19 protein-coding genes are annotated in these 22,121 nt (G+C 66.2%); 8 read left to right on the plus strand and 11 right to left on the minus strand.

What is annotated here, in order from left to right; translation table 11 throughout:
- Positions 1-56: 56 nt before the first annotated feature.
- Positions 57-3,320, minus strand: a complete 3,264-nt coding sequence (gene uvrB, locus E3C22_RS02670) for an excinuclease ABC subunit UvrB (protein WP_425364949.1) — start codon at positions 3,318-3,320, stop codon at positions 57-59.
- A gap of 747 nt (positions 3,321-4,067) precedes the next feature.
- Here uvrB and E3C22_RS02675 point away from each other — a divergent pair.
- The 3 genes from E3C22_RS02675 to E3C22_RS02685 are packed head-to-tail and all read left to right on the plus strand — an operon-like array spanning position 4,068 to position 6,739.
- Positions 4,068-4,841: an ABC transporter ATP-binding protein gene (locus E3C22_RS02675; protein WP_134759934.1), complete on the plus strand. Its 774-nt coding sequence runs from the start codon at positions 4,068-4,070 to the stop codon at positions 4,839-4,841.
- Positions 4,842-4,862: 21 nt separating this feature from the next.
- Positions 4,863-5,729, plus strand: coding sequence for an ABC transporter permease (locus tag E3C22_RS02680; RefSeq protein ID WP_134759936.1), 867 nt, complete (start codon positions 4,863-4,865; stop codon positions 5,727-5,729).
- A 50-nt stretch (positions 5,730-5,779) separates the two neighbouring features.
- Positions 5,780-6,739, plus strand: a complete 960-nt coding sequence (locus E3C22_RS02685) for an ABC transporter substrate-binding protein (RefSeq protein WP_134759938.1) — start codon at positions 5,780-5,782, stop codon at positions 6,737-6,739.
- Between the two features lie 140 nt (positions 6,740-6,879).
- On the opposite strand, the gene E3C22_RS02690 is transcribed toward E3C22_RS02685, so the two are convergent.
- The 7 genes from E3C22_RS02690 to E3C22_RS02715 all read right to left on the minus strand — a co-directional run bounded on the left by E3C22_RS02690 (position 6,880) and on the right by E3C22_RS02715 (position 14,126).
- A complete protein-coding gene (locus E3C22_RS02690) occupies positions 6,880-7,479 on the minus strand; it encodes a hypothetical protein (RefSeq protein ID WP_134759940.1) in 600 nt (199 codons plus the stop codon).
- Positions 7,476-8,165 carry a hypothetical protein gene (locus E3C22_RS02695; RefSeq protein WP_134759942.1) on the minus strand — a complete coding sequence of 230 codons (690 nt, stop codon included), beginning with the start codon at positions 8,163-8,165 and terminating at the stop codon, positions 7,476-7,478. The genes E3C22_RS02690 and E3C22_RS02695 overlap by 4 nt, the downstream gene beginning before the upstream one ends.
- Before the next feature lie 112 nt (positions 8,166-8,277).
- A complete protein-coding gene (locus tag E3C22_RS24860) occupies positions 8,278-8,403 on the minus strand; it encodes a hypothetical protein (protein ID WP_280987442.1) in 126 nt (41 codons plus the stop codon).
- Between the two features lie 147 nt (positions 8,404-8,550).
- A complete protein-coding gene (locus E3C22_RS02700) occupies positions 8,551-9,636 on the minus strand; it encodes a hypothetical protein (RefSeq protein ID WP_134759944.1) in 1,086 nt (361 codons plus the stop codon).
- 53 nt (positions 9,637-9,689) lie between these two features.
- Positions 9,690-10,931 carry a tetratricopeptide repeat protein gene (locus tag E3C22_RS02705; RefSeq protein ID WP_167591601.1) on the minus strand — a complete coding sequence of 414 codons (1,242 nt, stop codon included), beginning with the start codon at positions 10,929-10,931 and terminating at the stop codon, positions 9,690-9,692.
- A 406-nt stretch (positions 10,932-11,337) separates the two neighbouring features.
- A complete protein-coding gene (locus E3C22_RS02710) occupies positions 11,338-13,623 on the minus strand; it encodes a pyrroloquinoline quinone-dependent dehydrogenase (protein WP_134759948.1) in 2,286 nt (761 codons plus the stop codon).
- Between the two features lie 26 nt (positions 13,624-13,649).
- Positions 13,650-14,126 (minus strand): hypothetical protein, encoded by a 477-nt coding sequence (locus tag E3C22_RS02715; RefSeq protein ID WP_206026894.1) that lies wholly within the window; start codon positions 14,124-14,126, stop codon positions 13,650-13,652.
- A 796-nt stretch (positions 14,127-14,922) separates the two neighbouring features.
- On the opposite strand from E3C22_RS02715, the gene E3C22_RS02720 reads away from it, so the two are divergent.
- From E3C22_RS02720 to E3C22_RS02730, 3 genes are all read left to right on the plus strand, one after another.
- A complete protein-coding gene (locus tag E3C22_RS02720; protein ID WP_425364954.1) occupies positions 14,923-15,369 on the plus strand; it encodes a hypothetical protein in 447 nt (148 codons plus the stop codon).
- 70 nt (positions 15,370-15,439) lie between these two features.
- Positions 15,440-15,850, plus strand: coding sequence for a hypothetical protein (locus E3C22_RS02725; RefSeq protein WP_134759952.1), 411 nt, complete (start codon positions 15,440-15,442; stop codon positions 15,848-15,850).
- 4 nt (positions 15,851-15,854) lie between these two features.
- Complete coding sequence (locus E3C22_RS02730; protein ID WP_134759954.1) at positions 15,855-16,286, plus strand: hypothetical protein; 432 nt, start codon at positions 15,855-15,857, stop codon at positions 16,284-16,286.
- Between the two features lie 94 nt (positions 16,287-16,380).
- On the opposite strand, the gene E3C22_RS02735 is transcribed toward E3C22_RS02730, so the two are convergent.
- From E3C22_RS02735 to E3C22_RS02745, 3 genes are all read right to left on the minus strand, one after another.
- Positions 16,381-17,331, minus strand: coding sequence for a cyclase family protein (locus E3C22_RS02735; RefSeq protein WP_134759956.1), 951 nt, complete (start codon positions 17,329-17,331; stop codon positions 16,381-16,383).
- A gap of 122 nt (positions 17,332-17,453) precedes the next feature.
- Entirely contained in the window at positions 17,454-19,688 is a 2,235-nt protein-coding gene (locus tag E3C22_RS02740) for a DUF2610 domain-containing protein (protein WP_134759958.1), read from the minus strand.
- Between the two features lie 169 nt (positions 19,689-19,857).
- Positions 19,858-20,649, minus strand: coding sequence for a DUF3108 domain-containing protein (locus E3C22_RS02745; RefSeq protein WP_134759960.1), 792 nt, complete (start codon positions 20,647-20,649; stop codon positions 19,858-19,860).
- A 280-nt stretch (positions 20,650-20,929) separates the two neighbouring features.
- On the opposite strand from E3C22_RS02745, the gene rpmB reads away from it, so the two are divergent.
- On the plus strand, positions 20,930-21,235 hold the full coding sequence (rpmB, locus tag E3C22_RS02750; protein WP_134759962.1) for a 50S ribosomal protein L28: 306 nt from the start codon (positions 20,930-20,932) through the stop codon (positions 21,233-21,235).
- Positions 21,236-21,385: 150 nt separating this feature from the next.
- Entirely contained in the window at positions 21,386-22,069 is a 684-nt protein-coding gene (locus E3C22_RS02755) for a queuosine precursor transporter (protein WP_134759964.1), read from the plus strand.
- Positions 22,070-22,121 lie beyond the last annotated feature (52 nt).

Here is a 22,121-nt window from a genome sequence, read left to right on the forward strand (position 1 = left end):
ATCTCCGCAATTCCGGCCCTAAAGCTAGCTGCAAAATCTGGGTCCCGGAAGCCGCCTCACCGCCCCGGCCGCCCGGTCTTGCTGGGCCGGCGTTTGCGCTTCTGGTCGCCGGGGTCCTCGTAGGAGCCGCGGCCGATGCGTTCGCGGCGTGGTTCGACAAGCTCACCATGAGGGCGGGCGGGGGAGTCGGGCGCGGCCCCTCGTCCTTCGAGGCCCATTCCGGGCACCTCAGGATGAGGGGACTGAGAGGTGGGGCGGCCGGCAGGCTTTCCTTCAGGGTGAGGGGATTGAGTAGTCGTGTGCTCGGCAGGTTTCCCCTCATCCTGAGGTGCGAGCGGAGCGAGCCTCGAAGGGCGAGGGGAAACCGGGGCGCCGGCATTCGACGGCGTCGGCTTTTTCGGCGGCGTCTTGCCGGTGGGCTTTTCGGTGCGGCCGACGGTCATCTCATCGAGGGTGTTCTTGCGGAAGTAGCTCCCCCCACCCCGACGCTCCGCGTCGACCCTCCCCACGTCGGGGGAGGGTGAGGCGCCGCGCCCGGCGTCCCTGGCTTCTCGGGACAGGGCCCGAGAATGACGATCGTCGGGCGCCCCGGAATGACGGGTGGGGGCGGCGCGGCCCGCCGGCACCGCCGTGTCGGTGCCGGGGCCCATGTCGTCGAGGCTCGGCTTACGGAACAGCGAGGCGGGGGCGGAAACCGTGCCGGAGCCGGGGGCCTTGAGCACCTCGCCGCGGGGGCCGAAGCGCTCGTCGCCTTGCGGGGCGCGGTCGCGCTTGGCCTTGCGGCCGTGCTTGGTGCGGCCGGTGGAGGGGCCCATGACGGACTCTTCCATGGCGACGGCGTCGGCGAGGGGGTCGCCGATATCCCGCTGGTGGGGAGGTCGCGCCGAAGGCGCGGGTGGGGGGGAGACCTTTCCGGAGCCTGTGCGGGACGAGCTACCGTCGCGACCCCCACCCCTCGTGTGGCTTGGTTGGCGCGAGGAACCCCCACCCTGGCGCGAGCCGCCTGTCTCGCCCCGTCCTGCGGACTCCCTCAAGGGGGAGGTTGGGGCGCCAGCGTCCGCGCCGCCATCCAGCGAGACGTCGCCGCCGAATTCGAGCTCCTTGGCGTTGAGTTTCTTGATCTCGTCGCGCAGGCGCGCGGCGCGTTCGAAGTCGAGGTCGGCGGCGGATTCGCGCATCTGCTTTTCGAGATGCTCGATATGGGCGCGCAGATTGTTACCGACCAGCTCGCCTTCCTTGGCCGTCGGGCCGACATCGACGCGGACGTGGTCCTTTTCGTAGTAGCTGTCGAGGATGTCGGCGATCTTCGCCTTGACGCTCGCCGGCGTGATGCCGTGCTCGGCGTTCCAGGCCTCCTGCTTCTCGCGGCGGCGGGTGGTCTCGGCCATCGCCCGCTCCATCGAGCCGGTGACCTGGTCGGCATAGAGGATCACTTTGCCGTCGACGTTTCGCGCGGCGCGGCCGATGGTCTGGACGAGGGAGGTCTCCGAGCGCAGGAAACCTTCCTTGTCGGCGTCGAGGATCGCCACGAGGCCGCATTCGGGGATGTCGAGGCCTTCCCGGAGGAGGTTGATGCCGACCAGCACGTCGAAGGCGCCGAGGCGGAGATCGCGGATGATCTCGATGCGCTCCAGCGTGTCGATGTCCGAATGCATGTAGCGGACCCGAATGCCCTGCTCGTGCAGATATTCGGTGAGGTCCTCGGCCATGCGCTTGGTCAGCACGGTGCAGAGGACGCGGTAGCCCTTGTCGACGGTCTCGCGGATTTCGCCGAGGAGGTCGTCGACCTGGGAGCGGGCGGGGCGGACCTCGACGGGCGGGTCGGTGAGGCCGGTGGGGCGGATCACCTGTTCGGCGAAGACGCCGCCGGATTCCTCGAGCTCCCAGGAGGAGGGGGTGGCGGAGACGGCCACCGTCTGCGGGCGCATGGCGTCCCACTCCTCGAAGCGGAGGGGGCGGTTGTCCATGCAGGAGGGCAGGCGGAAACCGTATTCGGCGAGCGTCGCCTTGCGGCGGAAGTCGCCGCGATACATGGCGCCGATCTGCGGCACGGTGACGTGGCTCTCGTCGATGAAGACCAGCGCGTTGTCGGGGAGATATTCGAAGAGGGTCGGCGGCGGGTGGCCGGGGGCGCGGCCGGTGAGATAGCGCGAATAGTTCTCGATGCCGGCGCAGGATCCGGTCGCCTCGATCATCTCGATGTCGAAACGCGTGCGCTGTTCCAGCCGCTGGGCCTCGAGCAGGCGGCCGGCCTTTTCCAGCTCGGCGAGGCGGTGCTTCAGTTCTTCCCTGATCGATTTCACCGCCTGGTTCAGTGTCGGGCGGGGGGTGACGTAGTGGGAATTGGCGTAGATCTTCACCGACTTCAGATCGTCGGTCTTCTGGCCGGTGAGGGGGTCGAACTCCTGGATCGCCTCGATCTCGTCGCCGAAGAGGGAGATACGCCAGGCGCGGTCCTCGAGGTGGGCGGGGAAGATCTCGATGGTGTCGCCGCGGACCCGGAACGAGCCGCGCTGAAAATCCATGTCGCGGCGCTTGTACTGCTGGGCGACGAGGTCGGCGAGGAGCTGGCGCTGGTCGAGCCGGTCGCCGATCGCCATCTGGAAGGTCATCGCCGTATAGGTCTCGACCGAGCCGATACCGTAGATGCAGGAGACCGAGGCGACGATGATGACGTCGTCGCGCTCGAGCAGCGCCCGGGTTGCGGCATGGCGCATCCGGTCGATCTGCTCGTTGATCGAGGATTCCTTCTCGATATAGGTGTCCGAGCGCGGGACATAGGCCTCGGGCTGGTAGTAGTCGTAATAGGAGACGAAATACTCCACCGCGTTGTCCGGGAAGAAGGACTTGAACTCGCCATAGAGCTGGGCGGCCAGCGTCTTGTTGGGGGCGAGGATCAGCGCCGGGCGCTGGGTGCGCTCGATGACATTGGCGACGGTGAAGGTCTTGCCCGAACCGGTGACGCCGAGCAGCACCTGGGTCTTGTCGTGGTCGGCGATGCCGGAGACGAGGTCGGCGATGGCGGTCGGCTGGTCGCCCATCGGCGTATAGTCCGAGGCGATGCGGAATTTGACGCCGCCCTCGGATTTTTCCGGCCGGGCCGGACGGTGCGGCAGCCAGACCTCGCCGTTCTTGATCAGCGGGTTGCCCTCGGAGATCAGCTTGGTCAGCGCCTCGACCGTGGCGGTGACGCCGCCCTCGGGCAGGCTCTTGGCGTCCTCCAGGCTGACATCCATGCCGGCGACCGGGTTGAGCCCGGCGGCGGCGCGCTGCTTCGGGTCGGTGGTGCCGCCCATGGAAGTGCCGCGCGCCGATTTCATCGGCTTTTTGTTCGCGTTCACGCTGTCGGCGCTACGCGCCTTCGCTCCACTTGGGCGGGCTGACCGCCCGACGGCCGGTCGGCCTCGCCTCGCTTCGCTCGGGTCGGCGTCTGCGTCGTCAGCCGACGTCGGCGTTTTCCCGGCAGCCGTCTCAGGCGCGTCGCCGGCATCGGCCGATCGCTCGGCTTTGGTCTCGGTGCTGCGGGCGATCTCATCGGCCCAGCCGGAAATCGGGCCGGACAGGCCTTCGCCCGTATCGAAACCGGCCTGCGGCGCTTCCGCAAATCCGCCTGCGGCGCGCTCGGACGCATCGGAAAAATCCGTCAGCGGCCCGCGGCGTGCCGGGGCGGAAGGATCGAAGACGGCGTCGTCGCTCGATGACGGATGGCGGGGCGCTTTGCGGGGTCGGGAAGCCATGGCGGAACATATAGTGACCATGGCGTGGGCTGGGAAGGTGGCGGCGGGACCGTCCACCGCTTTGCAACCGGGGCAGGCCGTGATCTGGCATGCCACGGCCTGATTGTAAGCCGGCCTGCCGATTGCATGCATTTTGTGCGTTGCGACAAAAGCCGTCGCGTCTGGCGGGCCACCGACACGCCGGCGGACCCGGCCAGCGAGGGCGCCGGTATCCGCCACCTCAGGCCAAACCCGCTGCGAGACAGGCGATGCGGACCCCGCAGCCGGCGCGCGGGCCGGCTTTGGCACGGTGCTTGCCTCGTTGTGTTCGCAACAGCATGGGGCACGTGCATGAGCGACAAAGCCAGGCAACTCCAGATCACCGGGCTGGCCAAGACCTTCGCCACCAAGACCGGCAGCGTTCCGGTGGTGCGCGATCTGACCTTCGACATCCACGAGCAGGACTTCGTCTCGATCATCGGCCCGTCGGGCTGCGGCAAGACGACGATCTTCAACATGATCGCCGGGCTGCTCGACGCCGATGCCGGGACGATGCGCTATCGCGGCGAGCCGGTGGACGGGCTGCGCGGCCGCATCGGCTACATGATGCAGAAGGACCTTCTGTTTCCCTGGCGCACGGTGCTGCAGAACTGCCTGCTCGGCCTGGAAATGCGCAATGTCGACCGCAGGGAAGCCCGCGAAAAGGCGCTGGACTATCTCGAGACCTTCGGCCTGAAGGGCTTCGAGAACGCCTATCCGAGCACTCTGTCCGGCGGCCAGCGCCAGCGCGTCGCGCTGATCCGCACGCTGGTGATGGATCCGGACATCCTGCTTCTCGACGAGCCGTTCTCGGCCCTCGACTACCAGACGCGGCTGCATCTCGAAGGGGTGCTGGTCGACGCGGTGGAGACTGCCGGCAAGACGGTGATCCTGATCACCCACGACGTCGACGAGGCGGTCGCCTTGTCGAAGCGGGTGGTGGTGCTCTCCGGCCGGCCCTCCAAGGTGAAGGCGATCCACGACATCGATCTCGCCAGCCATTCGCCGATCGAGTCGCGCTCCGACCCGAACTTCTCCCGCTACTTTCACCTGCTCTGCAACGAGCTCGACATCCAGACCCAGTGAGGCAAACCCAGTGAGGTCCGCATGAGCGTCACCGCATCGAACGAGCGCGGCGTGGCCAAGGCCGGCCCGAAGCCGCGCGCCTATTTCCAGCTGTCCGGCGACGGGCTCGGCGGCGGGCTGACCCGCGGCCTTTTGCAGCTCGTGGTCGTCGTCGCCTTCTTCGTCGCCTGGGAGCTCGGCGTGCGCTTCGGCGGCATTTCCGGCTTCCTGTTCGGCCAGCCCTCGGGGATCTTCGCCAATTTCGGCCGGATGATCATGAACGGCCAACTCTTCGTCGACACCGGCTACACCGCCCTCGAGGCGATCACCGGCTTCGTCCTCGGCACCATCGCCGGCACCGCCATCGGCCTGTCGCTGTGGTATTCCGTCGGCGTCGCCAAGCTGGTCGAGCCCTTCGTCATCGCCATGAACTCGGTGCCGAAGATCGCGCTGGCGCCGCTGATCATCCTGTGGTTCGGCACCGGCTATTCCTCGAAGATCGCCCTTGCCATCGCGATGACGGCGATCGTCGCGCTGATCACCGCCTATCAGGCGGCCCGCGACGCCGACAAGGATCTGCAGCGGCTGCTGCGCTCGATGGGCGCCGACAAGCACCGGATCTTCTTCAAGGCGGTGGTGCCGTCGTCGCTGCCGGCGGTGATCGCCACCTTCCGGATCAATATCGGCTTCGCGCTGGTCGGCGCGGTGGTCGGCGAGTTCATCTCCTCCCAGCACGGCCTCGGCCACCTCGTCTTCACCGCCTCCAACCTCTACGACCTCAACACGGTCTGGGTCGGGCTGTTCTCGCTGATGATCCTCGGCTTCGCCCTCTATCACATCGTCAATTTCATCGAGCGCCGGGTGCTGCCCTGGAAGCAGGATCTCAGCACCCGCCAGGTCGCCGCCTGAGCGTGCCCGTCTCCCGACCAACCCCTCCCAAACCAGCAGGAAACAGGACCATGAAGAAACTCCTCGCCATTCTCGCAACGACGGCGCTCGTTTCGCTGACCGCTCCCGCGCTTGCCCAGGAGAAGACCGACGTCACCATCTCCCAGGCCTTCCAGTCGCTGCTCTATCTGCCGCTCTATGTCGCCATCGACGACGGCATGTTCGACGATGCCGGGCTGAACGTCACCAAGGAGAGCGCCGGCTCCGGCCCGACGGCGCTGAACTCGGTGATCTCCGGCAGCGCCGACTTCTCGCTGCACGGCCCGGAATGGACCGCCATCGCCTTCGAGAAGGGCGCGCCGGTGAAGACCATCGCCAATGTCGTCAACGGCGCGGCCGTGTGGATCCTCGCCGACGAGGATTTCGACTACAAGGGCCCGGAAAGCTTCTCGGGCCAGACCGTCGTCGCCGGCATGATGCCGACCACCTCGACCTCGCTGTTCCTGAAGCTCCTGTCGGAGAAGGGCGTCGACAAGGACAGCGTCAAGACCATCCAGGTGCAGATCGGCGCCGAGCCGGCCCCCTTCATCGGCGGCCAGGCGCCGCTGGCGGTGATGTACGAGCCGGGCGTCGACCAGGCGGTGGCCGAGGGCAAGAAGGTGATCCTGTCTTTCCCGAAGGAATACGGCCCCTACGCCTTCTCGACCATCATGGCGCGCAGCGACGTCGACGAGGACAAGGCGACGAAGTTCGTCGCCGGGCTGCAGAAGGCGCTGGAGACCATCCAGAAGGACCCGGCCGAGGCGGTGAAGGTCGCCCAGAAGGAGTTTCCGAACCTCGATCCGAAGGTGGTCGAGGCGGCGGTAAAGCGGATGATCGACGACGGCGTCTATGCGCCCAGCGTCGACATCACCAAGGAGGCGATGGAGACCAGCCTCGGCGTGCAGATTGCGCTGGGCAATCTCGGCTCGCAGCCGGATTTTTCGAAGTTCGTCGACAAGACTTTTATCGACAAGGCGATGGGCGAGTAGGGCCTAAAAGCCATCGCGGAATGAGGGCAGGGCCGTGCGCGAGGAGCGCGCGCCTTGCCTGTTTGGAGCGTGGCTTGCGGCAGTAGCTGCTGTTCCAGTTATAGCGCACGTGGCGCACGTGCTGTCCAACCAGCGCGTAGTCATACTTGATATCGAATTGCCGATCCGCCGCTCAAAACATCGTCTGGTGACTGGTTATGAAGAAGAAGGTTTTTGATCGGATCGACGACCTCTTTTCGAAGTGCGTCATGACCGTCGATTGCCATCAGGGGTACAGTGAAGAACCAAGTGCGATTCAGCCAAGGTTTGTCGGCATTCTCCCATTCGAGCAGCCGGCCGTCAGCATGACGCGTGCAACCGCGGCTCTCCTCGGAAATCGGGCGGCCGTCCATGCCGATGGCGACCTCATCAACTTCCCAGCCCGTGTCAAACTTCGGTGCGTAGGCGCAAGTGAGAAAGGCGCGCCGGGCATGAGCCCATGATGACGGAATCTCAGGTCGTGCCAAGTCGAAAACGAACAGAAGTTGGCTTGGCAGACGCTGCCGCCCAACCAGTTTGTGAATTTTGAAGTGATATCCTGTCCGCGAATATGCCCAGTCATCTCCCAAGTTTTCTTCAGTCGAAGCGCCAAGGGTGAGGTCCGGCGAAAACCCACTTGGAAGCGCAGCCACCAATCGATCGATCTCCGCCCACACAATTTCGGCAGTCGCAAAAGCATTGAAGATCGGGTCGCTCGTCATGTCGTCTCCCTCCAGAAGACTGGCTCGTTCGGGGTTGAGACCTCATTTGTCAGCGTAAAGCCCTGAAAATCGATCTGCTCGGCGCGTGTCAGAAATTCGCCCACCAGCGCACCCCAGCGTCCCTCGGCTGCCTGAGGATCGCGCGTTCGAAGCGCATTTGCCGCACCATGAAGCTGCACCCATGTCCGCTCGACGACGTTCGCCAAGGTGGCACGCAAGCGGTATTTGGTAATCGCAACCATCACCATGGCGGTAGCGTCGGGATAGTGCGCCGCTACTGCGCGACGCTGTCGATCGATTTCAGTCTGAATGTGATCGCTGCTGACATTCCAGTCCCATTTCACCTCACCGACCAGCACAACCTGGGGGCCCGCCTCGAAGTCGAAGCGTAACAAAAAGTCTGGCTCGCATCGCGTCTGGCGGTCAGTTTCGGCCCACGATCTGTCCCTCAAACCTTCAGGCCATAGCTGGATGTGGTGGGCACAGGGAGTCCGGCCCTGAAAGGCATCGGCGAGAGTGGGACCCGAGATTTCGAGCGCGACCGCTGCGGCCGCTTTCGCGCTCATGAAGGCGAGCGGGGTGAAGACCATGGAGGTCACCCCGTCCTCGTCCTTGCCAATCTTGTGATCGCTTCTCACGTGCATAAGCACGCGACGGACGTTCTTCTGATTGAATGCGTGGAGCATTCAGTCAACCTATACTAACGCAGTCGAAATACAACTCCTGCGCGGCGCCGGCTGTATTGCACCCTGAAAACCGGCGCGGTCGCGGCCGACCGCTCGAAGAGTGCCGCCCCCCTCAATCCTCCGGCAGGGCGTAGGCGATGTAGTAGTCGCCGACCGGCGTCTCGATGAAGTGATGGCCGCCGGCCTGGATGACCAGATATTCGCGGCTTTTTTGATATCGGGATCGAAAAGCTGCCATTTCGCGCTCAGTCAGTTTCAAACCATTGATCAGGCGGTGCGAGACCGTCGGCAAATGGGGCCGGGAGGAGTGTGTTCGCACCGTGCATGATCGGAAGGCGGAATATCTTCGCTGGCGATACCGAGCCGCCGCCCCATGCAACGATGATCATGTCGACGCCGGCGTGAGGGGTCGTTCGGGCAGAAGGAACAGATCGGCCCAGGAGGCCCAGACATCCAGCCACATCTCGAACGATTCGTCGCTTCGGGTGAACGATCTCAATCGATTCAGGATCGTCGCATAGCTCTGCGCATAAGCGCGGCATTCCCGACAATCGATGTTCGGGGAGCAGCACTTGCCGTCGTTTTCGCTGAGGTCGACATTGTAGTGACGGTGCTTGCGCGTAAGACGATTGCCGCAGTCGAGAGGCAGTCCTTGATCGTCAAGCGTGTAAAGCCCTTCAGGTCGCGTCACCCACCGATCGTAGGCCATGTTGTAGCGAACAGTATCCGGATGACGATCCGACGCGGCAGTGATGGCTCTGCTGGCGCGTTCGAAATCTTCCCGACCCATGATGAGCCCGACCCCTTGCGCGCCGAGCCGGAAGTAGTCGCTTTCCTCTGTGCTCTGGATGGCAAGTCGCGTCAGATAGTCGTCGGTCGGAGAGAAATAGCTGAAGGTCAGCGGCACGCCATGGGCCGCGCAGGCATCTGCTACGGGTGCGATCGAGTCGATATTCGTCCGGTTGATCGTGTAGACGGCCAGAGCCCGCGCATCGCCGCTGTAGTTGCGCAGCGCCTTTTCACCATTGGATGCCCCGCGCAACGCGGCTGCGTCCGCGGTGTCGCCCCAGAGCGAGATATGGATCCGATAGCGGATGTCGGCGGGCAGGCGCTTGATACCGTTCGTAAACACCACCCCGCGCGGAATAGAGCGCTGTGCGGCGCGCAAGACGTCGGGCACGAGCGAAGGCTCAGCGCCGGCGAAGTAGCCGAAATTGACGCCGCGGCCCGCCTCGTTCGCGAAGAAATCGTCCCATCGCTCCATCGCCTTCACCTCGCGGCGCGCCTTGTAGGCAAGGCCGGAGAAATAGAGGCACCCCTCGCAGGTCAGATTACAGACGTCGGAGATGTCGTAGTTGCTCGATACGATCGTCCCGATGCGGCTGCGCATGGCGCGGTAGCGGGCCTGAAGCCTCGGGTGCTGATCCTCGCGAGCAGGACGCAGCCGAACCGGCGATGTGCCTTCCGCCATCGCGCCGGGCTGCGCTGCTGCACGAAAGCAAATGTCAGGCGCCGGATCCGACACTAGGCACCTTGTATCGCCGAGCCGACGAATTGCCTGTCGGCCGGCTCCGGCTCGGGAAATTCGCTCGTGCGCCGTGCGACATGCCGCTCTAAAGTCGCGGCCAAAGTGCCTGCGGCGGCCATGGTTTTCATCGTACCGTGGATATCGATCGTGTCGAGGGGATGCAGGGTGACACCCGGCACGCCGCGCAGATGCTCGGCGTGCCTGCGATCCTGCGGCATTCCCGCACCGTAGAAGATGTCGATGGGATTGACCGCTTCTCGAGCCAGGAGGTGGGGGCGCAGATCGAGCATCTCGGCATCGAGCGCTTGCAGCCGCTTCGCCACCAGCTGTCCGCGTCGATCCTCGGCGAGAAATTCGGCCGTCAGATTGCTCGGGGGAGAGAAGCACAACGTTGCGGCGGCTCCCAGATCCACGCCGTAACGCATCGCGGCGTAGCCCCCGGCCGATGTGCCGATGGTCGTCACCGGACCTGCGCCGAGGCGAGCGATCTGTTCTCGCAGCGCCTCCAGCGTCTCATCATAACCTGCCGCCAGCTCGCTGATGCCGCGCATGAACAGCCAGCGCCTGATGTCTGTCAGGTAGATCGTGGAGACCTCGAGCCCCGCCATGTAACGGTCGAAGACCGGAAGCGATAGCGACGCCTTCGCTGCAAGGCCAGTGAAGACGAGGACCGTGCCGCGGGAGTGTCGAGCACTGGCGATCTTGACCGCGCCGTTCCGATCGAGATCGGCCAATGGCCGCGTCGGCGGCAAATCGGGGGGAACGAAATCCGCCTGTGCGTCGAGATGCGCCGGAAGAGGCTCGCCGAAGTGATGGAGAATCTGTGCAGCCTGTCGGCGCCGAGCGGGGTCTGCATCGAGGGGAACCGCCCGTGCGGCGTCGACTGCAAGGCGCCTCAGTTCGTCATCGGCCGGCAGCTGTCGCACATACATCAGGACGAGAAGATCGCGGCACCCTTCGTGAGCAATTCGGAGCAGATGCCCTCGAGCATTGTCGATCCTGCCGGAGTTGATGAGATGCCGAAGCGCGAGAGCCTGATCGGTGGATTGCGCATTCGGTACGCGCAGGATGCGATCGTTCTCCTCGGCGGCTCGATCGACGAGACCAAGCTCTATTGCTGCGCCACCCGCGATGCGCCGGGCGGTGATATTGTCGCAATCGGCAATGATCGCCTGATCGGCGGCCTTCAACGCTGCCGTGGGGTCGCCCATCCGGTTACATAACGCTGCCAGATTCACCAGTCTGTCCGCCGACGGCTGCGGCGACTTGGCGATCGCCTTTTCGAGCCGATGCCGTCTGGCAACAAGATCTTGATGCTTCCCGTCCGGGGATGCGGAATGCTGGTGCTGTTCGTGTTGAGATAGCTCGGTTCTTACGCTCAAAACACCAGAATCCGTGCTTGCTGCAGCGACGCCAACGCGTCGCGTCAGTGTCGCATCAGTTGACGCTATCGCCCATCTTGAAAGCGCGTTGGGCTTTGCGAAAAAGCCGGCATTCACAGTCTCGCCAAGCGCGCTGAAGAGTCCCCGACCGACAATGAAACTGCGCAACGCGGATTGCAAGATCGCCGCGAGAAATCGTCATCGGCAGCGGCCGGCAGGAGGCTTGCCGGCCGTTCGACGAGCACGTGCCTCCCGCCGCCCCTCAGTCCTCCGGCAGGGCGTAGGCGATGTAGTAGTCGCCGACCGGCGTCTCCATGAAGTGATGGCCGCCGGCCTGGATGACCAGATATTCTCGGCCGTCCTCCTCGTAGACGATCGGATTGGCCTGGCCGCCGGCGGGCAGCACGTCGGACCACAGGGTCTCGCCGGTCTTCTCGTCGATCGCCCGGATCAGATTGTCCGTCGCGGCGGCGATGAAGATGATGCCGCCCTTGGTGACCACCGAGCCGCCGTTGTTCGGCGTGCCGATGGAGAAGGGCAGGAAGGACGGGATGCCCCAGGGGCCGTTGCGCCTTGCGGTGCCGAGCGGGCGGTCCCACAGCGTCTTGCCGGTCGCAAGATCGATCGCCGTGATGCCGCCGAGCGGCGGCTGCTTGCAGGGAATGCCGGTGACCGGCGCGCGCCAGCCGGCATTGACGTCGATCGCATAGGGCGCGCCGGCCTGGGGATCGCCGGCGCCTTCGGCCTTGGTGCCGCCCTCGTCGCCCGGCTGCTTCTCGTTGATCGGCTTCAGATTGCGCTCGTCGGCCTCTTTCCGGGGGATCAGCCGGTTATGGTTCGGCACGTCGTTGTAATTGGCGACGATGACGCCGTTGTCGGTGTCGACGGCGACGCTGCCCCAGTCCGAGCCGCCGTTGTAGCCGGGATATTCGATCCAGTGGCGGTCGGTGGTGGGCGGCGTGTAGATGCCGTCATAGGACGCCTTGCGGAAGGCGATACGGCAGAACAGCTGGTCGAGCGGGGTGATCCCCCACATGTCGGCCTCGGTGAGGTCGCGCTTGGCCAGCGTGTGATAGCCGGATTTCGGCTGGGTCTTCGAATAGACGTCCGGCTCGACGCCGCCCTTCGGCGCCTCGACCTCGTCGACCGGCACCAGCGGCTCGCCGGTGGCGCGGTCGAGGATGTAGATGTCGCCCTGCTTGGACGGCAAGAGGATCGCCGGGGTGGTGCCGTCGCCGTCCTTGTTAGGGAAGTCGATCAGCGTCGCCTGGCTGCCGAGATCGTAGTCCCAGACGTCGCGGTGGACGGTCTGGAAGTGCCAGGCCGGCTTGCCGGTGGCAACGTCGATGGCGACCAGCGAGCTCGCCCATTGATGTTCGGCGTCGGAACGGTTGCCGGCGTAATAGTCGACCGAGGAATTGCCGAGCGGCAGATAGACGAGGCCGAGCTCCTCGTCGGCGGTCGCCTGGGTCCACATGTTGGGGGTGCCGCGGGTGTAGGTCTCGCCCTCGGGCGGGGCGCCGGTGAGCTCGGGATTGCCGAGATCCCAGGCCCAGGCGAGCTTGCCGGTGACCGCGTCATAGCCGCGGATCACGCCGGAGGGGGCGTCCTCGGCCTGGCCGTCCTTGACCTGCGCGCCGGTCACCGCGATGCCGCGCACGATCGCCGGCGGTGCCGTCACCGCATACCAGCCGGGCACCTTGTCGCCGATGCCCTGCCAGAGATCGACCGAACCGTTGTCGCCGAAATCGGCGCAGGGCTCGCCGGTCCTGGCGTCGACGGCGACAAGCCGGGCGTCGAGGGTCCCCTCGATGATCCGCGCGGCGCAGGCCTGATCGGCCGGGGCGTCGGGGACCTCGTAATAGGCAACGCCCCGGCAGGTGGCGCCATAGGGGATGGCATCGTCGGAGACCTTGGGGTCGTAGCGCCAGTTCTCCTTGCCGGTGCGCGCATCGACGGAGGCGAGGACATTCATCGCCGAGCAGAGATAGAGGCTGCCGCCGACCTTCAGCGGCGTGCCTTCCGGCGAATATTTCCCCTCGGTCTTCTCGTCCGGCATGTCGCCGGTGCGGTAGGTCCAGACCTTTTCGAGCTCGGAGACATTGTCCGGGGTGATCTGGTCGAGGGGGGAGAAGCGGGTGGCGTTCGGCCCGCCGCCCCAGAACGGCCAGTTGGAGCCGACCTGCCGCTGTGTTGCCGGAGAACGGGCGGCGAGGGCGGTTCCCGAGGCTTCGGCGGCGTCGCCATTCGTCTCGCCGGAGGCCTCGCCGCCGGGCTGACCGGCCTGTGCAGCCGGCTCGCCGGGCTGTGCAACGGGATCGCCGGTGGTCGCGCCGTCCGGCTGGCCGGCAGCCGGGGCGGCGTCGCCGGTCGGAGCCGCAGCGTCCGGCTGCTCAGGCGTTGCCGCATCCGGCGCCGTCGCAGCGGGCGCGGCCTGCTCGGGTGCTGCGGGCGCATCCTGGGCAAGGGCGCCATAGGGCGAGGCGGCAAGGGTGAGGATCGTGGCGAGCGCCGTCGCCCGGCCGGTCCGCGAAAAGCGTCTGGTCATCGTCAACTCCAAATCAGGTCGGGCAATCAGCGGGCGGTGGGAATGATGGTGCCGCCCGGGCGCTGTCGGCGGGCGCCCGCGGACTGCGGCGCGCTCTCGGCCACCGAGGGGGCGGGCGTGCCGGAGCGCGGCGCAGCGCGTCTGGCCGCAGCGTTGCGCAGCACCGGGATCGTCAGGAGGACGAGCAGGAGGATCACCGTCGGTGCGACCAGCCGGGGCACCTGCGCCCACCAGTCGAAGCCCTTTTCCCAGAATGCCCAGACAAGCGTGCCGAGCCAGGTGACGAGATAGACCCAGACCGCCGCCATCGAGGCCTGGACGAGGAACCAGGCGGTCAGAATGAGGCCGATGCCGGCGAAGACGTAGTACCAGGAGCCGCCGAGCCAGGCGAGATAGGCGCCGCCGCCCAAGATCGGCAGGCCGAAGAGCACGATGACCACGGCGAGAACCACCACCGCCCAGTAACCCGCACCCCGTCTCGTCGTGCCGTCCGTCACGCTCATGCCGCTACCCCCGTTTCAACCGATATTGTCTGGCTTGCTTACCTCGACATAGCCCGGAGGCCTTCTCCCGCAACCCGTTGGAGGCAAGGAATGCCAAGAGGTCGCGTGGGTGGCTAACGAAGCTGAGGACGGCAGGCAGAAGCGGGAGAGCTCGATCACACGAGCATGTCAGGCCGGCAATCGCTCGCGATGGTGCTTCCGCGTCCCGGTTTGGTTCGTGGGACGGTGTGAGAGCCCGCCGATGACCGCGGGTTTCCGCCTCAAGACGATGAACGGAAAAAAGATTTCGCCGCTGAGACGCGGCCATTTCGCGGCCGGTGGCGCATTGCGACCGATGCCGGCCGAGATCCGCAACCGTTGAGAATGGCCGCGACCGGCGTCTTTCTTCCCTCCCTGCCGTCTTGATGCCTTTAGGGGAAAGATGAACCGCAGATGAACAGAGCATTTATCTATTTGAATCTGCGACATTTTGGCAAGGAACGCAATTGTTCGCCAAGGACTTTTCCCGGCCAGTTCGCACTCGCTTGAAGAGGCGGATGTAACCACTGGGAGAAAACTTATGAAATACCTCCAGACAACAGCTCTTGCCACGATCCTTCTCGCCGGCAGCGTCGGGCTTGGCTATGCACAGACCTCCTCGTCGACGACCGGAACCGGCGGCACGATGATCCAGGACGGTACCTCGTCCAGCACGATCGGGACCGGCGGTTCGGCGGCGACCAGCGGCAGCGGTGACGGCTCGGGCTCGGGCTCGGGCTCGACGCTCGGCACCGGTGGCACCTCCGCAGGCGACGGCATGTCGTCCTCGTCGGTCGGGACCGGTGGCAGCGCGGCCGGCAGCGGTGACGGCTCGGGTTCGGGCTCGGCCTCGACGCTCGGCACCGGTGGCACCTCCGCAGGTGACGGCATGTCGTCCTCGTCGGTCGGGACCGGCGGTTCGGCGGCGACCAGCGGCAGCGGTGACGGCTCGGGTTCGGGCTCGGCCTCGACGCTCGGCACCGGTGGCACGTCCGCGGGGGACGGTACGTCGTCCTCGTCGGTCGGCACGGGCGGCAGCGCCGCCGCGAGCGGTGACGGCTCAGCGGCGGGCTCGGCCTCGACCATGGGCACCGGTGGCACTTCGGCCGGCGACGGCATGACGTCGTCTTCGGTCGGCACCGGCGGCAGCGCTGCGAGCGCGGCTCAGGACGACGATTCCAACAAGAGCTGCCCTCCGGGACAGTCCAAGAAGGACAAGTGCTGAGTCTACGGCTCGCGACAAACGGCCGGCTCCCGACGGGGGCCGGCCATTCCAACGAATGGGAGGCAAATCCATGCGTGCCATGACCTTCATCCTCTGCGCTGCAGCGGTTACGACCCTTGCTGGCGCCGTGCCTGCGTCGGCCGGAACCTGCACCGTCCTCAAGCGAAGCGAACTCGAGCGAAATCCGAGCCTTGCCGCCAAGATGCAGGCGAGCGGCAGCAGGAGCGAGATCGAAGCAGGCGACGGAACCGTGACCGGTTCGACGACAACCGGCACGACCGCCGGGGGTAACGGCATGTCGACGTCCGTGACCGCCGGCAACGGCCAGGTGACGACTTCGAACAGCGTTGCCGGGTCGACGACGACGCAGACGACATCCGGCACGGGCGCCGCAGCAATGGCGTCCTCCACCGGCCCGTCAGGCCGGACGACCGTCACCGCATCGGATGGCCACTGCTATGTCATCGAAAACGAGGAGTGAAACCATGACCAGACTGACGATCCTCCTTGCGGGGGCGGTCGCGCTGGCCTCGCCGATTTCTGCGCGGGCCGACGATCCCGTGGTCGTTGGAAGCGGTGGCACGGCGTCGGCCGGCGGGACCTCGGCAACGACGCTGGGGACCGGCGGCGCATCGACCGACGAAGATGGCAACTACGCCGGGTCGATCGCCTCCGGCGGTTCGGCAGCCGCCGTCGAGGGGAAGACTGACAGCCGGACGCAGATCAAGGCCAAGGACGACAAGCTCGATGCGAAGTCGCGGGCCAGCGCCCAGGACGGCGGAACCTTCTCCAAATCCCGCACCAAGACCAAGATCCACGGCGACGACGCGACCAGCCGGACGATGTCGATGTCTCACGAGCCCGGCGAGAAGCCGGTCATCACCAAGTCGAACTCCGACGGAAGCAAGACGGAATAGTTCCGCCTGCCGCCGGCGACAATCCGGCCGGGCGACGGCCGACACCTCGCCCGGCGCCGGTGTCGGCCTGCAAGAGACAGCAGGCCGTGCTGCCTTAACGGACCCGCATGCCGGCGGCCTCGTCGAAATGCAGCGGCTTGTCGGATTTCGGCAGCGGCGCGTCATTCGCCCCGATGGCGACGCCATACTGCCAGTCGGAGGGGCAGACCGCGACGTAGCGGGCATAGCCGCCGAGACCGCCGCCGAACTTCGGATAGCCGATCGAGACGAGGCAGCCGGTCGCCGGCACCTTGTCGAGATTGGCGACACCCTCGGCCTGGGCATAGCCATTGTGCATCAGCCAGTATTCGCCCTCAAGGTCCGGCGTCGAATCGGTGTCGAGCGGCTCGTGGCCGTGAAACAGGATGTGGCGCTTCTCGTGCAGGAACTTCAGCGCGTCGAGGCCGACCTGCGGGAACTTTGTGAGGGTGGCAAGGGCAGGGTCAGGCCATTTCTTCGACCAGTCGGAGCGCACGAAGACCACCGACCCATCGGGGATCTCGCCGTTCTCTTTTTCCCATGCCTCGATGTCGGAGACCTTCAGCGCGTAGTTGGGATCGTCCTTCAGCTGATCGACGATGGAGATCACCACCAGCGGGCGCAGCGTGTAGGTCGCCGGCAGCTCGTCGATCGCCGGATATTCCGGCGCCCAGTGGGCGGGCGGGTCGAGCTGGGTGCCGAGCTGATCGGTCGGCAGGTGATAGTCGGTCGCCTCGAAGCCATGCTTCTCGTAGCTGTAGGTGTCACCCTTGGCGGCATAGCCCTCGATGTCCTTGCCGGCCTTGGCGGGAGCGAAGGTCGGATCGGCGAAGCCGGCCCAGACCGGGATCTTCGGCGTGATCGTGTGGGTGAGGTCGATATATTTGGCGCCCTTCAGGGTCTCGTCATAGAGCGACCAGAGCCCCTTGCCGGAGGTCTCCTGAGCGAGCGCCGGGAGGGCGGCGAGCCCGACCGCGAGACCTGCCAGAGACGCTGCGGCCGCGAGCCGCCTCGATACGCGTTGCATGGACCAACCCCCTTTGATGGACGACAAAAACCAGCCGAGCTTAGCGATGCAGCCGCTCGCTTGGCTAGTGGGAGGTCAAGATGGCGGCATCGGCCGGCGGACGATGCGGCGCAGCTTTGATCTCAGGGGGTGTCGCCGGCGAGGTCGGCGGTCTCCTTGCGGGCGCCCTTCAGCGTCGTCACGATCAGCTCGGCAAAGCCGACGTCGCGCTTGCGGGCGGCAGCGAAGGCGCTGCTGAAGTTCTTGCCGATGTCTGCCGGCACCTTGCAGTGCCTGGCCTTTTCCAGCCATTCGAGCTGCGGATTGACCATGTCGTGGTCGCGGGTCCAGTTCCAGGCGTAGAGCGAAAAGGGAATCTCCGCCTCGCCACAGGTGACGCGGATGGTGAAGCGCCGGAACCCTTCCGCGGGATAGTCCTGTCGGAACATCTCGTATTCAGCCTGCGAGCGGGGCAGCATGCGGGCCTGCCTGACGACCTTGACGACCAGCGAGGCCGACAGGAACTGCAGCGGCAACCAGCCATTCTCGGTGTCGATCCCGGCACCCGAGGCAATGTCATAGGCCCGATAGGCGAGATCGAGGGCGTCGCGATAGTGCCGGCGCTCGTAGTGGATCTGGGCGAGGGCGACCAGCGCGTCGGCGCGGCCAGTGCGCGCGGCGGCGTCGAAACTCTCCATCATCTCCTCGGGCGATCGCGGCTCGACCTGGCCGTCGCGAATGGCGATGGCGAGTTTCAGCGCGGCATCGGCGTCGCCGGCCTCGGTGGCGGCGCGCCAGTGCTCGGCGGCGCGGGCATAATGGCCGATCTTGCCGTAACCCGGACCGGTGAGGATGCGCGCCGCGGCGCCATGGGCGGCGCGGTGGCCGCTTTCGGCCGCCCGCTCGTACCAGACGAGCGCCTCGGCGAAGTCGCGGTCGACGCCGAGGCCCTTTTCGTACATCGAGCCGAGATTGTGCTGGGCGACAGGCAGTTCGTGATCGGCGGCGCTGCGGAACAGCGCGAGCGCCCTGGCATAGTCCCGCTGAACGCCGTTGCCGGCGACATACATGCTGCCGAGGCTGGCATCGGCGAGCGGCGAGCCGAGCTCGGACGCCCTCTGGTAGGAGGCGACGACATCGTTCAAGGAGCCGCCGGAAGCCTTCAGCGCCCGGCCGAGCTGGAAATGCATCCGCGCATCGTCCGGCCGCGCCTCGACGGCCTGCCGGCAGGCCGGCACCGCCGACTTGGCATCGATCTTGTCGAAGGGCACGCCGGAGACGCCGCGCGGCCGCATCCTGTCCGCCTCGCTGGCGGCGAGACGGTCGCAGGCCTGCACCGCCTTGCGCAGCTCGGCCATCGCCGCCGCGCCCTCGACCTTCGGCGGCGCCGACAGGACGACCTGCGGCGCATCTTCCTCTCCCATGCCGTCGAGCAGCGCTCTCGCGAAAGGCGCATAGGGGCAGTGACCGTAGAAGGAGAGATGAGCCTCCAGCGCCTCGCGGGTGCCGAGCTTCTGGGCGACGGCGAAATGCGCCGAGGCGCCGGCGCAGGAAGGCTTTTCCGGCTCGACGGGCTGGGCCGCCGCCGGCTCCTCGGGCGGGCGGCCGGCGAGATAGACGTCATTGGCGAAGCCGCCGTCGTAATAAGCGGGGTTTTGCCGGTGGTCCGAGAGCGCCAGGACACGGCGTTTCACGGCGTAGGTGATGTCGATGAGGCTCTGGTTCGGCTTCGGCAATTCGCCGAGGAGGACGCGGGTGAACAGCGAGTTCGGATCGTGGTCGCCGTCGCCGAGCTGTTCGATCGCCGCCTGTCCGGTGCCGGCGGAGAACATCTTGAAGATCCCCGGCGTCGGCCGCGAGGCATCGAGGCCGCGGGCGCGGCCGGTGGAACGCTGGGCGACCTGCGGAAACGGGTTGTCGCGGCAGGCGTCGAGAATCAGGATGGCGGTTCGCGCGCCGGCATCGAGGAGATCGCCTTCGATCCGGGTCTCGGGGATTGCCGCCTCGGTGATGCGCTTTTCGCCCGCGGGGCGGATATCGGTCGGCAAGAGGTAGTTGGTGCCGTCGATGGCGACGCCATGGCCGGCGAAGAAGAACAGCGCGATGTCGCCGGGCTCGACCTCCTCGCGCAGCTGCCGGATCATCCGCAGCATCTGCGTGCGGGGCAGGTTGGTGCCGCGCAGCACGGTGAAGCCCATGCCCTCGAGGACATTGCCGATCGACCGGGCGTCCTGGCCGGCGCGCTCGAGCTGGTTGTCCTGGCGCAGATGCTGATAGGCGTCGTTGCCGATGACGAGGGCGATGCGCTTTTCCGCAAAGGAAGAAGAGGCGAAAAGGCTGGCCATCAGAAGTGTGACGAGCGCGGCGACGAGCTTCATCGGAAGGCGAGATCCATGGCGTCCAAGCAATGCGGCGCAACCATGGATCAAAGCTTGGCCGCTGTCACCCGCTATCGCTGGGGAAGGGCGCTGTGACCGCTAAACATTCTCGTCATCGTAAAAAGATCATGGCCCGTCTGCAGCGATCGCGGCGGCGGGCGGCGGCGAACTACTTCACCGACACCGAGGTCGCCTGCAGCGTCAGCGGACCGATGGTGGTTGGGATGCGGGCATAGACGGGGACGAAGACGTCGGGCCTGGCGATCGGCGCGAACCACAGCTCGATCGTCTGGCTCTGCAGGAACTTCAGCCCGCGGGACTTGCGATCGTAACCGCTGACCGGCGCGATACGGACCTTGCAGACCGCCGCATCGCCCTTGAAGCCGTCGAGGGAGACGGCGCGGGTGCCGCCGGGCGAGAGCTTCAGGTCGAGCCGCGACCAGCCGTCATAGAGCGGCAGGGTGCGGCGGCAGACGCTGGAAGCATCGCGGGTGCGGATCATCAGGCCGCTCAGCGGATCGACCACCGAGGCGAGCTGCGAGCGCTCCACCGGGACGTAGCTCGGCTTCTCGTCCCGGGAGCGCTTCGGGCTGACATTCGAACTCGTCACCCGGCCGGAGCGGAAGCGCACGTCGCTCGTCCAGCGCTTGCCGTCGGAGGTGTAGTCGAGGCCGTAGCGCTCGGCGGCAAAGCCGCGCGAGGCGAGGGAACCCGAAACCTCGCTGGTGCCGCCGGTCTTCGACACCAGCGAGCCGAGGCCGGCCGAGGACATCCGGCCGCTGACCGAGAATCGCCGGTCGTCGATGACGGTGTCGAAGGTCGCCTTGCCGATGATCAAGCCGATCAGCGCCATGCCGTATTCGGTGGTGACCTTCTGGCCGTCGGCAGCGCCCGCCGGAGGCCCGGACAGACAGAGGCTGCCGAGAGTGGCGATGGTGATCGCGATTCGCCTGAAACGCATGGAACTGGGCCGCAAGTCGAGAGGGGCAGGACGCTGCCGGAACGCTGCCGGCAGGAGGATGGTTGCCCGACTCTACAGCCTTGTGGCAGAGCTTGGCGAGTTGGCCGAAAGCCACAGTCGCGTGTTCCTTTGCAGGGGCCCGGCGAGCTTGACGCCTTTAACGATCACGACTATAGAGCGCGGGATTTTCCCGATCATGCCCGTGAAGCGATGATCGCGCCGGCCCTACCGGCGGCGCGCGCTCGAAGGGTTTGACGCCAATGCGAAAAAAGGTGATCCGATGTCACGCGCTTGCGAACTGACCGGCAAGGCCGTCCTGACCGGCAACAACGTCTCCCACGCCAACAACAAGTCGCGTCGGCGTTTCCTGCCCAATCTGTGCAACGTCACGCTGATCTCCGACGCCCTCGGCCAGCGTTTCCGGCTGCGCGTCTCGGCCCATGCGCTGCGCACCGTCGAGCATCGCGGTGGCCTCGACGCCTTTCTCCTGAAGGCCCGCGAGACCGAGCTGTCGCAGCGCGCCCGGCTCCTGAAGCGGCAGATCGCCAAGAAGGTCGCCGAGACCAAGGAAACCGTCGCGGCCTGATCGGCGCGTCGATCCGCGGGACAGGGGTCTTCAAGCCATCCCGCCAAGGCAGTCGAAGGTGCGCCCGAGCGGCGCACTTTTCGTTCGCGTCGGCCGATGCGATCATCCGCCGACAATCCGTCCGCTGGTTCCATCACCCAGGATAAAAAAATGTCGATCTCGAAGATCTACGCGCTTCCGGTCGCCGCCATGGCGGTCATCGTCCTCGCCTCGAACGTCGCCGTGCAATATCCCGTCTTCGCGGAGGTGGGCGGGCTGCAGCTCGCCGACGTTTTGACATGGGGCGCCTTCACCTATCCCTTCGCATTCCTGGTGACCGACCTCACCAATCGGCGCTACGGCCCGCGCGTTGCCCGCCGGGTGGTGTTCGCAGGCTTTGCCGCGGCGGTCGCCTGCTCGCTCGTGGTGCCGCCGCTTCTCTACGATCTCGGACTGCTCGGCTTTTCGAGCACCGCCGACCGGCTGTTCCGCATCGCGGTCGCCTCAGGCGGCGCCTTCCTCTTCGCCCAACTCCTCGACGTCGCGGTGTTCAACCGGCTTCGCCAGGACAGCTGGTGGCGGGCGCCGGTGGCCTCGTCGCTGAGCGGCTCGGTGCTCGACACGCTGACCTTCTTCACCATCGCTTTCGCGCCGGTCTTCGGCTTCATCGGATCGAACGACGATTTCGCGCTGGAAAGCGCCAGGCTGCTCGGCGTGCTCCCGGGGGAAGCGCCGCGCTGGGTCTCCTGGGCGATCGGCGACTTCACGGTGAAACTCGCCATCGCGGCCGTCGCGCTGATTCCCTACCGGGTGATCATGCAGCGCTTCATGCCCTATCAGCCGCAACCCGCCTGACTTCGACAAGGCGGCGGGGAGGGCGAGCGCCCTCCATCCGCATCACATACCG

The organism is Jiella endophytica, assembly GCF_004519335.1.
Lineage (GTDB): Bacteria > Pseudomonadota > Alphaproteobacteria > Rhizobiales > Rhizobiaceae > Jiella > Jiella endophytica.

What these genes read in the sequence shown, in the direction of transcription:
- uvrB (WP_425364949.1), bottom strand. Translation starts at nt 3,320, where the DNA reads ATGAAATCGGCGCGCGGCACTTCCATGGGCGGCACCACCGACCCGAAG.
- E3C22_RS02675 (WP_134759934.1), top strand. Translation starts at nt 4,068, where the DNA reads ATGAGCGACAAAGCCAGGCAACTCCAGATCACCGGGCTGGCCAAGACC.
- E3C22_RS02680 (WP_134759936.1), top strand. Translation starts at nt 4,863, where the DNA reads ATGAGCGTCACCGCATCGAACGAGCGCGGCGTGGCCAAGGCCGGCCCG.
- E3C22_RS02685 (WP_134759938.1), top strand. Translation starts at nt 5,780, where the DNA reads ATGAAGAAACTCCTCGCCATTCTCGCAACGACGGCGCTCGTTTCGCTG.
- E3C22_RS02690 (WP_134759940.1), bottom strand. Translation starts at nt 7,479, where the DNA reads ATGACGAGCGACCCGATCTTCAATGCTTTTGCGACTGCCGAAATTGTG.
- E3C22_RS02695 (WP_134759942.1), bottom strand. Translation starts at nt 8,165, where the DNA reads ATGCTCCACGCATTCAATCAGAAGAACGTCCGTCGCGTGCTTATGCAC.
- E3C22_RS24860 (WP_280987442.1), bottom strand. Translation starts at nt 8,403, where the DNA reads ATGGCAGCTTTTCGATCCCGATATCAAAAAAGCCGCGAATATCTGGTC.
- E3C22_RS02700 (WP_134759944.1), bottom strand. Translation starts at nt 9,636, where the DNA reads ATGGCGGAAGGCACATCGCCGGTTCGGCTGCGTCCTGCTCGCGAGGAT.
- E3C22_RS02710 (WP_134759948.1), bottom strand. Translation starts at nt 13,623, where the DNA reads ATGACCAGACGCTTTTCGCGGACCGGCCGGGCGACGGCGCTCGCCACG.
- E3C22_RS02715 (WP_206026894.1), bottom strand. Translation starts at nt 14,126, where the DNA reads ATGAGCGTGACGGACGGCACGACGAGACGGGGTGCGGGTTACTGGGCG.
- E3C22_RS02720 (WP_425364954.1), top strand. Translation starts at nt 14,923, where the DNA reads ATGTCGTCCTCGTCGGTCGGGACCGGTGGCAGCGCGGCCGGCAGCGGT.
- E3C22_RS02725 (WP_134759952.1), top strand. Translation starts at nt 15,440, where the DNA reads ATGCGTGCCATGACCTTCATCCTCTGCGCTGCAGCGGTTACGACCCTT.
- E3C22_RS02730 (WP_134759954.1), top strand. Translation starts at nt 15,855, where the DNA reads ATGACCAGACTGACGATCCTCCTTGCGGGGGCGGTCGCGCTGGCCTCG.
- E3C22_RS02735 (WP_134759956.1), bottom strand. Translation starts at nt 17,331, where the DNA reads ATGCAACGCGTATCGAGGCGGCTCGCGGCCGCAGCGTCTCTGGCAGGT.
- E3C22_RS02740 (WP_134759958.1), bottom strand. Translation starts at nt 19,688, where the DNA reads ATGAAGCTCGTCGCCGCGCTCGTCACACTTCTGATGGCCAGCCTTTTC.
- E3C22_RS02745 (WP_134759960.1), bottom strand. Translation starts at nt 20,649, where the DNA reads ATGCGTTTCAGGCGAATCGCGATCACCATCGCCACTCTCGGCAGCCTC.
- rpmB (WP_134759962.1), top strand. Translation starts at nt 20,930, where the DNA reads ATGTCACGCGCTTGCGAACTGACCGGCAAGGCCGTCCTGACCGGCAAC.
- E3C22_RS02755 (WP_134759964.1), top strand. Translation starts at nt 21,386, where the DNA reads ATGTCGATCTCGAAGATCTACGCGCTTCCGGTCGCCGCCATGGCGGTC.